Source organism: Nocardia sp. NPDC046763 (assembly GCF_040645495.1).
In the GTDB taxonomy this organism is placed as follows: Bacteria; Actinomycetota; Actinomycetes; order Mycobacteriales; family Mycobacteriaceae; genus Nocardia.
In genome coordinates this window covers 1-15,118 of record NZ_JBEYYI010000022.1, presented here as the reverse complement: position 1 = coordinate 15,118, position 15,118 = coordinate 1, and the positions used below count along the sequence as shown (strand labels likewise).

At 66.9% G+C, this 15,118-nt stretch carries 8 protein-coding genes and 1 tRNA gene; 1 reads left to right on the top strand and 8 read right to left on the bottom strand.

Translation table 11 applies throughout. The features are described from left to right. Window positions 1-125: 125 nt before the first annotated feature. The 7 genes from ABZ909_RS29850 to ABZ909_RS29820 all read right to left on the bottom strand — a co-directional run bounded on the left by ABZ909_RS29850 (window position 126) and on the right by ABZ909_RS29820 (window position 11,920). A complete protein-coding gene (locus tag ABZ909_RS29850; RefSeq protein ID WP_357006011.1) occupies window positions 126-800 on the bottom strand; it encodes a hypothetical protein in 675 nt (224 codons plus the stop codon). Window positions 801-813: 13 nt separating this feature from the next. Further along, entirely contained in the window at window positions 814-1,251 is a 438-nt protein-coding gene (locus ABZ909_RS29845; RefSeq protein ID WP_357006315.1) for a thioesterase family protein, read from the bottom strand. 53 nt (window positions 1,252-1,304) lie between these two features. Next, entirely contained in the window at window positions 1,305-6,209 is a 4,905-nt protein-coding gene (locus ABZ909_RS29840) for an NAD-glutamate dehydrogenase (RefSeq protein ID WP_357006008.1), read from the bottom strand. Window positions 6,210-6,657: 448 nt separating this feature from the next. Further along, window positions 6,658-8,334: an energy-dependent translational throttle protein EttA gene (gene ettA, locus ABZ909_RS29835; RefSeq protein WP_357006005.1), complete on the bottom strand. Its 1,677-nt coding sequence runs from the start codon at window positions 8,332-8,334 to the stop codon at window positions 6,658-6,660. Window positions 8,335-8,344: 10 nt separating this feature from the next. Then, entirely contained in the window at window positions 8,345-8,794 is a 450-nt protein-coding gene (locus tag ABZ909_RS29830) for a single-stranded DNA-binding protein (protein WP_357006002.1), read from the bottom strand. Between the two features lie 130 nt (window positions 8,795-8,924). After that, on the bottom strand, window positions 8,925-9,869 hold the full coding sequence (locus ABZ909_RS29825) for a threonine/serine dehydratase (protein ID WP_357006312.1): 945 nt from the start codon (window positions 9,867-9,869) through the stop codon (window positions 8,925-8,927). Between the two features lie 11 nt (window positions 9,870-9,880). Continuing rightward, window positions 9,881-11,920 carry a cytochrome c oxidase assembly protein gene (locus ABZ909_RS29820; RefSeq protein ID WP_357005999.1) on the bottom strand — a complete coding sequence of 680 codons (2,040 nt, stop codon included), beginning with the start codon at window positions 11,918-11,920 and terminating at the stop codon, window positions 9,881-9,883. Window positions 11,921-12,123: 203 nt separating this feature from the next. Here ABZ909_RS29820 and ABZ909_RS29815 point away from each other — a divergent pair. Then, window positions 12,124-12,197, top strand: a tRNA-Arg gene (locus ABZ909_RS29815). A gap of 102 nt (window positions 12,198-12,299) precedes the next feature. On the opposite strand, the gene ABZ909_RS29810 is transcribed toward ABZ909_RS29815, so the two are convergent. Further along, window positions 12,300-13,733, bottom strand: a complete 1,434-nt coding sequence (locus ABZ909_RS29810; protein WP_357005996.1) for a site-specific integrase — start codon at window positions 13,731-13,733, stop codon at window positions 12,300-12,302. Between the last annotated feature and the right edge of the window lie 1,385 nt (window positions 13,734-15,118).

The window sequence follows — 15,118 nt, the reverse complement described above, 5'->3', positions numbered from 1 at the left end:
CGTGGTTGCGTTCGGCCCGACTCGAACGTAGCCCGGCTCGAAAAACCCTACGAGCCAGGATATTCGGTGCCCCGTGCATTGGGGGCCGGTTCGTGCGGGACGCCGTGTCGGAAGGCGGCAGAGCCTCAGCGCGGGAGCAGCGGCAGGGCGGGGCCGCGACGGCGGGCCACCGAACCGTAGCGGGCGTCCAGGCGCAGCCAGGTACGAGCCGCACGCACCCGCACGATCTCGTCCACCGGGATGCGGCGGGAGTCGGTCTTCTCGCCGCCGTGCGGAATGAAATCCATGGCGGCGAGGGCGAACACCACCCGCATGGGCACCTCGACCTGCTCGCCGCCGCCGGATACGGTGAGCACCGTCTGATCCAGCAGGGCGGCCGGCGGGCCGTGCTGGCTGCCGTGTTCCTGCGCCAATTCGGCTCCGCGCTCGGCCAATTCGACGAGCATGCGGGCGGGCACGTCCTCGACATGGACGAACCCGGCCTCGGGCGGCAGCGCGGCACGCCAGGCGGAATCCATGGCATAGCCGAGCCCGAACGCAGCGCCCGCGTCCGGCCCGTGCAGCCCGGCGAGGACGGCATCCGCGCCGACGGTCACATCATCCATCCCGAGGTCGGCCACCACGGTGCGCACCGCCAGCGCCTCGAATCCGGTGGTCGCCCAGGCGGAGACGTAGCGGTCCCCGCGCCGGCGCAGCCGGATGACGGCCGCCGGGTCGAGGCGGACTGCGTGCGTGATGAAGGTGGCCAGGTTCTCGCGTTCCGCGGGATCCGGAACGTGCAGGGTCAGCTGTCCCGACAACGGTCGTTCTCGGTCAGTCGGCCAGCCACTGCGCGAGGTAGTCACGTTCCTCGGCGGTGAGGCGGCGTAGGCGCTGGGTGTCGATGTCGAAGGCGGCCAGCTGGGTGGAGGCGATCACCGCGGGCGGGGAGTCCGGAGCGGCGCCGGCGGCGCGCACCTCGTAGCCGACGGTGAAGTCCACCGCGCGCAGCCGGTCGATCCACATGGACACGTCCAGCGGCGAATCCTCGTGGCGGAGCTGCCCCTTGTACTGCACCCGCAGATCGGCCAGCACACAGCCGGACCGCAACGCAACCGTCGGTCGCTCATCCAGGAACAGCCACGGAATGCGGGCCTCCTCCAGCAGTGTGACCATGCGGGCATGGTTGATGTGCTGGAAGGCGTCCATATCCGACCAGCGCACCTCCACCGTGGTGTGGAAACGCTTCGGCTCGGCCGAGTCCGGGGACACCCCAGGACTCGGTGCTGCCGTCTTCGCATGGCCGTTCAGCGAACCGACACTCGTCAACGCGGTACCTCCGATTGCGCACCCACCCCACTCACCATGCTTCGCACCTGCCGCGCCGCAACCGACAGCGTGGCCAGATCGTGGGTTCCGGACTCGAACAGTTCCGACAGGGCAGAGCGTGCACGGCCCAGCCGGGACTGGTTCTTGGACTCCCAGTATGCAATCTTCTCCTCGGCCGTCTCCTCTGGGTCACCGCCGGAGAGCACGTCGAGGGTGAGCGAGCGCAGCGAGCCGTACATGTCGTCGCGCAGCGCGAGCCGGGCCAGCGCGTGCCAGCGATCACCGCGTTCCAGGTGGCTGACCGCCTGCAACAGCCAATCGATCTTGAGGTGGTCGTTGAGCGCGTAGTACAGCGCGCCCACCTCCTCACCGCTGCGATCGGTGATGTCGGCGATATCCAGCACATCCAGCAGCGGGAACTGGTTCAGCAGGCCGAACACCTCGGTGGCCAGCTCCGAGGGCGCCCCCTGCTCGACGATCGCCTGGGACTGCGCATTGAGGCTGTCGATGTGGTGACCGCGCAGCCAGCCCGGCACCTTGGGCGAGAGAGCACGCACACCCTGCGCGTAGCGATGGATCTCCGCGCCCACCGCGACCGGCTGCGGGCGGTTGTTGAGCAACCAGCGCGAGGCTCGGTCCAGGGTGCGCTTGGTCTCCAGCTCCAGCGTGTCCTTCGTCCCCGTGGAGATCTCCGCGGCGCGAATACGACCCCACACCGAGCGCAGATCGAAGATCTGGGTCGCCGCGGTGAAGGCGCGGACCGCGTCGGAGGCCGAGGCCCCGATCTCCTCGCCCAGCCGGAAGGCATAGGTGATGCCGCCCAGGTCGACCACCTCGTTCACCAGCACGGTGGCGGTGATCTCCCGGCGCAGGCGATGCCGCTTGATGGCCACACCGAAGCGGGTGCGCAGCGGGGTCGGGAAGTACTGCGGCAACCGTGCGGAGAAGTACGCGATATCGGGCAGATCGCTGGCCAGCAGGTCGGCCTTGAACGAAAGCTTCACGTGCGCCATGAGATTCGACAGCTCCGGCGAGGTCAGGCCGGTGCCCTCCTCGGCGCGCTGCTTCATCTGCGCGTCGCTGGGCAGCGCCTCGAGCTCGCGGTCCAGGCCACGACGTTCCTCGAGATCCTCGATGACGCGCTGGTGCACATTGAGCATGTACGGGGCCTCGGCCCGGGACATACCCATAAGGATGTTCTGGGAGACGTTGTCCTGCAGCACAAGTGCGGAGACCTCGTCCGTCATGGAGGCCAGCAGCGGGTTGCGCTCGGCCTCGGGCAGTTCGCCGGAGGAAACCACGCCGTCGAGCAGGACCTTGATATTGACCTCGTGGTCGGAGCAGTCCACACCGGCGGAGTTGTCCAGCGCGTCGGTGTTCATCTTGCCGTCGTGGCGGCAGAACTCGATGCGGCCCAGAGCGGTCACACCCAGGTTGCCGCCCTCGCCGATCACCTTGACCCGCAAGGCGTTCGCGTTCACCCGGACCGCGTCATTGGACTTGTCGCCCACCTCGGCATTGGTCTCGGTACTGGCCTTGATGTAGGTGCCGATGCCGCCGTTCCACAACAGCTGCACGGGGGACTGCAGGATGGCGCGGATCATCTCCGGCGGGGACAGCGAGACGACGTCGGCGGCCAGGCCGAGCACCGTGCGGACCTGGTCGGTGACCGGGATGGCCTTCACCGTGCGGTCGTAGACCCCACCGCCCTCGCTGATCAGGGACCGGTCGTAGTCGGCCCACGACGAGCGCGGCAGCGCGAACATGCGCTCACGCTCGGCGAAAGAGATCGCGGCATCGGGATTCGGGTCCAGGAAGATGTGGCGGTGGTCGAAGGCCGCGACCAACCGGATGTGGCGCGAGAGCAGCATGCCATTGCCGAACACATCACCGGACATGTCACCGATGCCGACCACCGTGAAGTCCTGCGACTGGGTGTCGATGTCCATCTCGGCGAAGTGCCGCTTCACGCTCTCCCACGCGCCCTTGGCGGTGATGCCCATCGCCTTGTGGTCATAGCCCACCGAACCGCCGGAAGCGAAGGCGTCGCCGAGCCAGAAACCGTAGTGCCGGGCCACATCATTGGCGATATCGGAGAAGGAGGCGGTGCCCTTGTCGGCGGCGACCACGAGGTAGGTGTCGTCGGCGTCGCGGCGCAGCACCCGCTCCGGCGGCAGCACCGCGCCGGTGGCGCGATCGACATTGTCGGTGACGTCGAGCAGGCCGGAGATGAAGGTGCGGTAGCAGGCGATGCCCTCGGTCTGCAGCGCCTGCCGATCGGCGACCGGATCGGCGGTGGCGCCCGGGGGCTGCTTGACCACGAAACCGCCCTTGGCGCCGACCGGCACGATCACCGCGTTCTTCACCGCCTGCGCCTTGACCAGGCCCAGGACCTCGGTGCGGAAGTCCTCGAGGCGGTCCGACCAGCGCAGGCCGCCGCGCGCCACCGGACCGAAGCGCAGGTGCACGCCCTCCACCCGCGGGGAGTAGACGAAGATCTCGAATTGTGGCCTGGGCTTGGGCAATTCGGTGATCTCCCGCGGTTCCACCTTGAACGACAGGTAGTCCCGCACGGTGCCCTCGGCGTCGCGGACGTAGTAATTGGTGCGCAGGGTGGCCTTGATCAGGCCGAGGATGGCGCGCAGGATGCGGTCGGCGTCCATGCTCACCACCTCGTCGATGCGGAGGCGGACCGCGGCCTCAAGCTCGGTGGCATGGTCGGGGTTGGCCGAGTCCGGATCGAAGAGCGCGGTGAACAGCTCTACGAACATGCTCGCCGCCTCCGGATAGGCCAGCAGCACGCGGGTGATGGCGGCCTGGCTGTACTGGAATCCGGCCTGCTGCAGGTACTTCGAGTAGGCGCGCAGGATCGCGACGCTGCGCCAGTGCAGGCCGGCGCGCAGCACCAGCTCATTGAGGCTGTCGGCCTCGGCGCGGCCGTACCAGAGCGCCGCGAAGGCCTCGGTGAAGCGTTCGCGTAAACCGCGCACCTGGGCGTCGAGCACGTCGAGCCGGCTCACGGACTCCACCAGTTCGGCGTCCATGTTCCGGTCCAGGGCGCTGCGCAGCAGCTCGGGACGGGCAAGCAGGCCGAAGTCGTAGATCCACTGCTCCGGGCCCTGATCGCGCTCGACGTGGTGCGGGCGCTCGTCGATCACCTCCACGCCGAGGCTCTGCAGCAGCGGCAGCACCTGGCTCAGCGAGATGCCACCGCCACCACCGATGTAGAGCGTGAAACGCCAAGAGCCCGGGGCGGAGTCGGACCAGCGGTACAGGTGCTGGTCGATGCCCCCGTCGGGCAGCCGCTGCAGCCGCAGGATGTCGGCCACGGCACGGGTGGGCTCGAAGTCCTCCTTGTAGCTCTCCGGCAGCGACTCGGCGTAGCGCTGCGCCACCGCCGGATCGAGCACGGTGGAGTTGGCCACCTCGTCGCGCAGGTGGTCGTCCCAGGTGCGGCTGGCCTCGGCGAGCAGGTGCTGGATGCGCAGCCGGTTGGGCTCGCCGGTGTCGGCCACGATGCCCTGATCGGGCAGCGGGACCGTGAAATACACACTGGCGAGGTCACTTTCGGACACGCGCGCCGAATAGTCGATGGATACACCACCCAGTTCGCGCACCAGGATGTCCTGCATCTCCAGGCGGACGCGGGTGGTGTAGCGGTCACGCGGCAGGTACACCATGCAGGCCACGAAGCGGCCATAGCCGTCCATGCGCATGAACAGTCGAACCTGGCGGCGCATACCGACATTCAGCACCGCGCTGGCGGTGCGGCGCAGCGCGTCGCCCTCGGAGGAGAACAGCTCGGTGCGCGGGAAGGCCTGGATCACCTCGAGCATCTCCTGGCCGGAGAAGGAGTCCAGGTCGAAGCCGCTGGACTCGATGATGGAGCGCACCCGGCGGTCGATGACGGGGATATCGAGCACGTTCTCGTGCAGGGCGGTGACGGTGAAGACGCCGATGAACAGGTGCTCGCCCGTGACGGCACCGGATTCGTCGATCTCGGCCACGCCGACGAAGTACGGGTAGACCGCGCGGTGCACGGTGGCCGGGACGAGGCCCTGGGTCAACATGAGCAGCGACTGGTCGCCGCTGTTGTCGGGGACCCGGAAGTCGGTGCCCACATTGGGGCGCAGCACGCCGAGGCTGGTGTCCGGCACGATGATGGACTTGGCCTGACCGTCCACGGTGCTGCGCTCGTAGCGGGCGTAGCCCAGCACGGTGAAGTGGCCGTCGGCGAGCCAGCGCAACAGATTGGCGCAGTCGGTGAGATCCGTTGCGGGAAAGGCGGATCTGCCCGCGGTGGCTGCGGTGTCGAGCTCGGCGGCGACCCGCTCCTGCGCCTCGCGCATGGCCTCGGTGTCCTCGATGACCCGGCGCACGTCGGTGAGCACGTCGGGCAGCGCGGTCTCGATCTGCTCGAGCTGGGCGCGGCTGGTGGCGGGGTGCAGCTGCACGTGCATCCAGGACTCGGGCAGGCCGGTGGTGCCATTGCCGTCGACCTCGTGCGGCGCTGCCGTCTCGAGGCGGCCCGCGGCGTCTCGGGTCACCTCGAAGATGGGGTGGACGACCTCACTGACACTGACGCCGATCCGGCTCAGCGAGGAGGTTACGGATTCGACCAACAGCGGCATGTCATCGGTCACGAGCTGGATGGCGACGCCGAGCCCGGCCTCGTCATCCGCATGGTATACACGGACATTCGCAGTGCCGGGGGTGCGCTGGATGCCGAGATCCACATGGCAGCGGAAGATGTGGGTGGATGTCGCGGGGATCGCGCAGTCAGCATCGCCGGCGTCGACATGGCGGAAGTACGCCTCCTCGAGGGATACGAGATTGCCCCGCAGAGACGCGGGCAAACTCGCAGCCCAGGCCGCGCTGGACAACTCGGACGAGACCGTCATTTCGCCAACTCCTCGGATTCGGTTCCGTAACAAAGTGACGCCGATGCGAGAGTAGCTGGGCGCAAGAACTGCCGGGCTGAATTCCTCTCAATGCCGCGCCGCGTCTCATCATACGTATGAACCGGACGGTTCGGTCGTCGCCGACTCCGTCCGATATTGCCAGGTCGCATACGACAAACCTTGCACCAAAACAGTTTTCACGCACAAGCACGAATGCGAAACCACTGAGTTCGCCATTCGATAACCGTTCATCCGGCCGGTCACGGCCCGCCATCCAGCGGGCCGCGAACCGTCCAGCAAACGTCTTCGGCCCGACGAAATGGTGATCAATCAACCATTCTTCGATGGACCGTACGGAATCCAGCGCTCGGTAGCGGACCGACGCGTTCCGGCTACCTCACCCGGGTCGGCGGGTGAGGGCGGCGGTGAATTCGGTTGGGGTGGCCCGTTATCCGCGGGTCAGCTTGCGGTGGGTGACGCGGTGCGGGCGCGCCGCTTCCGGACCCAGGCGCTCGATCTTGTTGGCCTCGTAGGCCTCGAAGTTGCCCTCGAACCAGAACCACGAGGCCGGGTTGTCCTCGGTGCCCTCCCACGCCAGGATGTGGGTACAGGTGCGGTCGAGGAACCAGCGGTCGTGGGAGATGACCACCGAGCAGCCCGCGAAGTTCTCCAGCGCGTTCTCGAGCGAGCTCAGGGTCTCGACATCGAGGTCGTTGGTGGGCTCGTCGAGCAGGATCAGGTTGCCGCCCTGCTTGAGGGTCAACGCCAGGTTCAGGCGGTTGCGCTCACCACCGGAGAGCACACCGGCCGGCTTCTGCTGATCCGGGCCCTTGAAGCCGAACGCCGAAACGTAAGCGCGGGAAGGCATTTCCTGATTACCGACCTGGATGAAGTCCAGCCCGTCGGAAACCACCTGCCACACCGTCTTGTTCGGGTCGATGCCGGAGCGGCCCTGGTCGACGTAGCTCAGTTTGACCGTCTCGCCGACCCGCACCGCGCCGCTGTCCGGCTGCTCCAGACCGACGACGGTCTTGAACAGCGTCGACTTACCGACACCGTTGGGGCCGATGACGCCGACAATGCCGTTGCGCGGCAGGGTGAACGACAGATCCTTGATCAGCTGCCGGTCGCCGAATCCCTTGTCCAGGTGCTCGACCTCGACGACCACATTGCCCAGGCGCGGACCGGCCGGGATCTGGATCTCCTCGAAGTCCAACTTGCGCATCTTCTCGGCCTCGGCGGCCATTTCCTCGTAGCGACCCAGACGTGCCTTGTTCTTGGCCTGCCGCGCCTTGGCGCCGGAGCGGACCCAGGCCAGCTCCTCCTTCAGGCGCTTCTGCAGCTTCTGGTCCTTCTTGCCCTGCACCTCGAGGCGCTCGGCCTTCTTCTCCAGGTAGGTGGAGTAGTTGCCCTCGTAGGGGAAGGTACGGCCGCGGTCGAGCTCGAGGATCCACTGCGCCACATTGTCGAGGAAGTAGCGGTCGTGGGTAACGGCCAGCACCGCGCCCGGGTAGGTGGCGAGGAACTGCTCGAGCCACAGCACCGACTCGGCGTCGAGGTGGTTGGTCGGCTCGTCGAGCAGCAGCAGGTCGGGCTTGCTCAGCAGCAGCTTGCACAGCGCGACGCGACGGCGCTCACCACCGGAGAGGTTGGTGACCGGCTCGTCCGGCGGCGGGCAGCGCAGCGCGTCCATGGCCTGCTCGAGCTGGGAGTCGACATCCCACGCGTCGGCGTGGTCGAGCTCCTCCTGGAGCTTGCCCATCTCCTCCATCAGCTCATCGGAGTAGTCGGTCGCCATGAGCTCGGCGATCTCGTTGAAGCGGTCCAGCTTCACCTTGATCTCGCCGAGGCCCTCCTCGACATTGCCGCGCACGGTCTTCTCTTCGTTCAGCGGCGGCTCCTGCTGCAGGATGCCGACCGTCGCGCCCGGCGCGAGCCAGGCATCACCATTGTTCGGCTGGTCCAGTCCCGCCATGATCTTCAGCACACTGGACTTACCCGCGCCGTTCGGGCCGACGACACCGATCTTGGCGCCGGGAAGGAAGTTCAAGGTCACATTGTCGAGCACGACCTTGTCGCCATGCGCCTTTCGCACCTTCACCATCTGGTAAATGAACTCAGCCATATCGGCAAGCCTAACTGTGTGTAGTAGCGGGTTCTCCGGCAGTGTCCGCATCCACGGACGGCCGTTCCACGGGTTCGGTCCGGTCGGTTCGACCGAAGGTTTTGCGCACCACCGGGGCGGTGCAACGACCCAGGTCGGGACCCAACGCCAGGGCCCGCATCTCGAGGTCGGTGCGCTCCGCGCCATCTCGGGTGGTGTACTCGTTCGAGCGCAGCTGCCCGTACGCGATGATCGGATCACCTCGCTGCAGTGACGCCTCGACTCCTTCGATGATCCCCCGTCGCCAACAGTTTACGGTGAGGTACAGAGTGCCACCGTCCACCCAGTCTCCCGCGCCCTGATCGTAGCGGCGGGCGGTACTGGCCAGCCGGAAACTCAGGAGCTGTTCGCCATTCTGCAGTGCGCGCCGCACCGGATGTGTGACGATCCGGCCGATCACCGCGGTGTTCGCCTCGTACATTGCACTCCCCCTTGTCGATTCGAGCCTGTGCCTGCCATCGATCTCAAGGTTCCCGCGCAGGGGAGGACGGCGACAGGACCGAATCGGCGAGTGTGGACAACTCGCGGGGTGTGGATAGGTTCGCGGTGCGCTACAGCGTGGCCAGATCGGTATTGGCCCCGCACAACACGATTACCGGCCGCTCCCCCGGAGCCGGCACGTACGCACCGCTCTGGATCGCCGCCACCGCCGTCGCACCGGCCGGCTCCACCACGATGCGGAACTCGCGCCACAGATACTCGCGCGCCATCACGATGGCGTCGTCGCTGACCAGGATGGAACGCACCGCGTAGCGCTGCGCCACCTCCATGGCGATATCGCCGATCCGGTTCGCACCCAGGGAATCCGAGGCCACGCTGGAGACCTCGACATCCACCGGGTGCCCGGCCGCCAGTGCCGAGTGCAGGGTCGGCGCGCCGTACGGCTCGACCCCGATCACCCGGCCGCGCAGCCCGAGCGCCGCCGCGACACCGGCGACCAGACCGCCACCACCGACCGCGACCAGCACGGGCGGCCTGCCCCGTACCTGCTCCTCGATCTCGAGCCCGACCACACCCGCCCCCGCCACGATCTCGGGCAGATCGTAGGCGTGCAGCTGCATGGCGCCGCGCTCGGCGGCGAGCTGGCGGGCGTACCGGTGGGCCTCGGCGTAAGTCGTTCCGTGCCACAGCACTTCGGCGCCGTGCGACCACATGGCTGCCACCTTGGTGTGCGAGGCCGACTCGGGAACCACCACGGTGCACGACATTCCGCGCACGGCGCTGGCCAGCGCCGCCGCGATCCCGGCATTGCCGGCCGAGGCCAGCACCACATGGGTCTTGTCACCGCGCGCCTGCAACAGCGCGTTGAGACAGCCGCGCACCTTGAAGGTGCCGCCGTGCTGGAGATGTTCCAGCTTGAGGGTCACCGGAACCGGGCCGCGCGGGCCCAGGATGTCGGTGTGGAAGACGGGGGTCTTACGGGTGTGACCGCGCAACAGGCGGCGGGCCTGCCGCACATCGGATCGGTAGAGCCGCTTGACTTTTCGGGTCGCCATGGCGACGTCGTTCACTTGCGCACCTCTCCGTCACGCCGGGCGAGCTCGGCGAACATGGCGTTGTACGCGGTCAGGTCCGCGTCGTCGTCACGTTCGGCCTTGCGATCGAGCCGGTTCGCCAGGCGTTTGTCGCTGCGTGACCATTGGATGAGCAGCGCGAGCATCACCACCACCAGCGGCACTTCGCCACTGGCCCAGGCGAGGCTACCGCCGGTGTGCTGATCGGCGAGCAGATCATGGTTCCAGGACAGGCCCAGACCGCGATAGAACCAGCCGCCCATCACGGTATCCATGCTCATCAGCGCGATACCGAAGAAGGCGTGGAAGGGCAGCGAACCGAACACCATGCCCAGCTTGGTCAGCGGCTCCACCGGGCGCGGCTTCGGATCGATGCCGATCACCACCCAGTAGAAGAGGTATCCGCTGAGCAGAAAGTGCACGTTCATCACCAGGTGCGCACCGTGCGTACCGACGAACTTGTCGAAGATGCCGCCCAGGTACAGCGCGTAGAAACCGGCTACGAAGAACACGGAGGCCACTATGGGCTGCGTCATGAATCGCGACACCGGATTGTGCACGGCCGCCAGGATCCATTCTCGCGGCCCGGGCGGTGCGTCCCGACCAGCCGGTTGAATCGCCCGCAGCGCCAGCAGCACCGGGCCGCCCAGCGCGAACAGGATCGGGGCCAGCATGGACAGCATCATGTGCTGGGCCATGTGCACGCTGAACATGGCCGGGGCATAGCGGCCGACACCGGAGCTGGTGGCGATCAGCAGGGTGGCGCAACCCACGAGCCAGGCGATGGTCCGTCCGACCGGCCAGGAGTCGCCGCGCTTGCGCAGCCGCAGCACACCCAGCACGTACACCACGGCCAGCACGAGCGCGAGGGTCCCGAAGACGAGGTCGAAACGCCAGTCGAACAGCAGTTGCTCGATATTCGGCGGACCGGCCAGGTTGTAGCCGATCTCCACCTCGGTCGGCGTGGGCACGGTGCGCAGGTCCGGCGGCGGTGTGCGGCCCAGGCCCGCGGCCAGGCCGACGGTGGCCGCGAAAATCAGTGCCTCGACGCCCGCAAACCGAATGAGCGCGCCGCGATCCTGCGGATCCTTCTCCAGATCCGGGATGGCGCGCTGCCGCTGCAGGAACCCCACGACACCGAGCAGGATCAACGCTGCCGCCTTGGCCAGCACGAGCTTGCCGTAGGTGGTACCGAACAGATCCGACAGCGGCACCCGGACATAGGCGTTGATCACACCGCTGATCACGATGACCACGAACGAGACGGTCGCCACTTTCGAGAACCGGCGCACGGCGAGCGCGGTGTATTTGCCGTCCCGCAGCGCGTACGCCAGCACCGCGAACAGGCCGCCCACCCAGAAGCAGGCCGAAACCAGGTGCAGGATCAGGCTGTTGGTGGCCAGATCGTGCGCGCCGCCCGACGAGGAGTGCCCGGTCAGGGCGACCGGCAGCAGCGACAGCACCGACAGCCACAGCAGCACCGGCGTCCAGCCCCAGCGCAGCGCCACCCGGCAGCCGACGGCCAGCACCACCACCATGAACACGGTGAATCGCCACGACCCGGCCACATCGACCTTGTCCGCGGCGCGCCACACCTCCTCCGGACGCAGCGAATCCTGCAGCGGTTGCCCGGTGGTGTCCGACAGGGTCAACGGCACCAGCAACGCCGCCGCGACCGCCCACGCCACCGCCGCGTTCCCGGCGCGCCGCAACGCCCGATACCCGCCCACATCGAGCAGCCCGCCGCTCTGCGGCGGCACGAAGAACGCGGCGAACAGCAGCGACCCGACGGTCAGCGCCGCCGAGAAATCCGCGACCGCCCGCACCGCCGGCAGCCCGTAGGTGGTCAGCGGTCCCGGATCCGGAATACCCAGCAGGGTCAGCGCCTGCGCCGCGGACAACGCCACGACCAGCGCCGCCACCAGCGCGGTCGCCGCTCCACCCAGTGCCGTGATCGCCGCGAACGTCACCCCCGAACCCGACCGATTCGCCGAAACATCCGATCCTGCGGGCGGGTCCTGCACTGACGACATGGGCCCAGCGTAGTTCGGAGCGCCCGTCCAGACTCCCCTGGGGTTTCCGGTCCTCCGGTCTGCACAACCGCCCCGACGCGCCGAACAGTTGCTACGCGACCCAGCTTTGCCGATCTGGACGCTCGCTATACTTAACGCGCTGGACACCGAGATCGATTTCGGTCAAGGTGTTTGGAGCCCGCATCACCGCCGATGCCCGCACTGCCTCCGTAGCTCAGTTGGATAGAGCAAGGGCCTTCTAATCCCTAGGTCGCAGGTTCGATTCCTGCCGGGGGCGCACAAGGGGTGACTGACCAGCGAAAATGCTGGCAGTTACACCATTACCCGCATCAGACGACCCGCAAACCGGGACCGCAACCCCAACAAACTCCCAACTAACTCACTCGTCGCTGACCGCGTTGTGCAGCGCGACGGCCGCCGCCGGATGCACCCGCCCGCGGGCCATGTACCGGCGCTGGGTCATCGAGGGATCGGCGTGCCCGAGAACATCGGCCGCGACACGCGCGGAGAGGCCGGCGTCGTCCAGGATCGTCGCGACGGCACCCCGGAAGCTGTGCGCGGTGATGTCGTCCGGAATCCCGAGCGCTGCGCGAACCCGCTGCCATTGGTCCTGGACATTGTCCGGATCCCTCATCGTCCACCGTGTGGAAGGAAAAACCAGGTCGTATTCGGGAGGCTCAACCGGCGGACGGGTCCGCTTACGTTCCTCGAGCACCTGCTTGCGCCGGGTGAGCATCACGACCGCAAACTCCGGCAACGCAATTCGGCCCTTCCGGTTCTTCGGGTCGGCCTCTTGCGTGATCCGGGCCAGTCCCTGCCCCGCGACGCGGACAACCTTCCCGGTCGTCCGCAAGGTCTTGTCGTCGAGATCGATGTCGGACCACAAGAGGGCGAGCACCTGGCTGCGACGCAGACCCGTGGCCGCCAACAATGTGACCCAGTCTGCGAGATCTGTGCTCGCGCAGTAGTCGGCGACGGTGGGCGGGGTGTACGCCTTGAGTGGTTTTGCCCGCTCACGTTCCTTCTTGGTGAGTTTTCGCGGACAAGGCAGCGCCGATACGCGGACGGCGGTGAGGATGAACCGCAGTTCGTCAACGGTGATGTCGCGCGCTCCCCCGGTGCGTCCCTTGGCTTCGAGGTTCTGTGGCAGTTCCACCTCGCGAACGGGGTTGACTTCCCGCGCGCCCCGGCGAACGGCGTAGCGGAACATCCCGGAGAGCACCGACCGGGCGCTGGCCATAGAGCCCGGCCCCTGCTCGGTGCCGACATCGATCAGAAACTTCTCCACGGCACCGGTGGTGACTTCTGCCACAGTGAGATCGCCGAACTCCTTGTTGAACATGACGGCGACCTCGTCATATCGGACGAGTGTCCGCGGTGCTCGTTGCAGGGCCACCAGCCGCTGGCGGTATTGCGTCCGCAATTTGCGGACCCTAATACTGCCCGTGATCTCGCTGTCGTGGTCGACCCTGACTTCACGAGCGGCGGCCAACACAGCGTCGGCGGCCCGGGAGCCGTTGCGGTCCGGAACCTTTCGCCCTCTTGCGTCCAGTTTCTCCGGAGACACGCGTGTGACCTCGCGTCGTCGGCCAGAAGCGTCACGAACCAGTACCCGGGCCAGCGGCGGGGTCCACTCCCGCGGCTTCCACGCCAGATACCGGTGCTCGACCTGCGGCGGCGCGAACACCCACGCCCGGCCGCGCTGGGCACCGTTGATCGTGAACGACACCGGCGTCGAATCCGTCAGGTTGGCGCCGATTTCGACGTAAGTGCAGCCGCCGGAGAACCCGCCGCTGATACATTGCGCCGTCAAGTTGGTGATTGTCGCCGAGGCCGGTGTCGCGGCGACCGCGAGACTGGCCGCCGCGGGCGTGCCGGGCGTGGGGACGGCCTGATCGCGGAGCTGCGCGACCTGGCCGCCGGGTATCAGCAGCTGCGCGCCCGCCCAGAGCTGCTGCGGATCGATGAGCTGGGTGCGCCGCTGCGCGGCAACTGCGCAAAGACCCGTCGGTCCGTGCGCGCGTTCTCGAACTGCCGGCGGCCTCGTGCAGCAGGGTGCCCAGTACCTCCCGTGGCCCGAACGCCAGTCCTTCCCCGCCGACGAAGAGCTCCGGCAGGAGGTCCGGGCCGTGCTTCCAGCGCGCCGGCCCGAAATGGCCCAACCGCAGTCCTTTGCGGCCTGCAGAGCCGGCGGCCATGGTCACCACGACATCGGGAACATCCGGATGTCGGGTACGTAACTGGCCCCAAATCGATTCGATGGTGGTGATCAGAGAACCTGCGATGGCGGTCATACCACGCCCCTCAGAACTTGATGATTATCCATCAATTCTACCGAAATACACTCCCCTGCAACACTTTTGATGAATACGGATTAATCACAGAACTGATCGATACACATCAAATCATGTGCACTGGAACGGCTTTCGCAACGCCTTGTTCCTTGATGCATACACATCAACCGACCGCAGGCCGCCGGCTGATCCCTCCGTTGCGGTCCTGCTTCCAGACCACCTACGCGACGCAACCCTTCGTGCTCACCCCCCTTGTGGTTCGTCCCCGACGCGCCCAGCTCTCTCAACGCACCGTGCCATGCCAAGCCCCTCCGTTGTGGTCCCTCCCGTTGTGGTCTCTTTTCCTTGTGGTCCCCTCCCCCATTCCCTCTTCTCTTCTTGATCTTCTGCTCTCAACTGTTTGGTGGTGGTTTGCCTCCCGCTCGACCCCCACTATCTTCAGCGAAGCGGGAGATAGTGGGGGGTCGAGCGGGAGGCGGGCCGCCACCAAACACCCCAGGTCAAAGCGATTTTTCATCGCACTTTTATCGCAACGCTTGTGTGCATTCATTGTGCATCCAGTGTGCATTCATTCCGCATTCGTTCCGCATCAAAATCGTTGGCAGGAACGGCAATTCGGGTGGCCAGGGCCTCGACGACCGCGCTGAGCTCTCGACAGTCGTTGAGGCTCGACGTCAGGCCCAACGTCCGAGATCGGACGACCTTCCCGTTGGTGCGTGGCGTCGTCGGCAACATCCGAGCGGACTCGAGCAGACCGACCGGTTGGAGATCTCGTATGGCCGCTGTCCGCGCCTATGCTTACTGAGAGGTTCTGTTGCCAGTGTGGGCACCCGAATCGCGGGCTGGGTGTTTGCTGGTCGGGTGTCGGATTGAGGGTGTTCCCGGAAGGGAGGGGTCCTCAGTG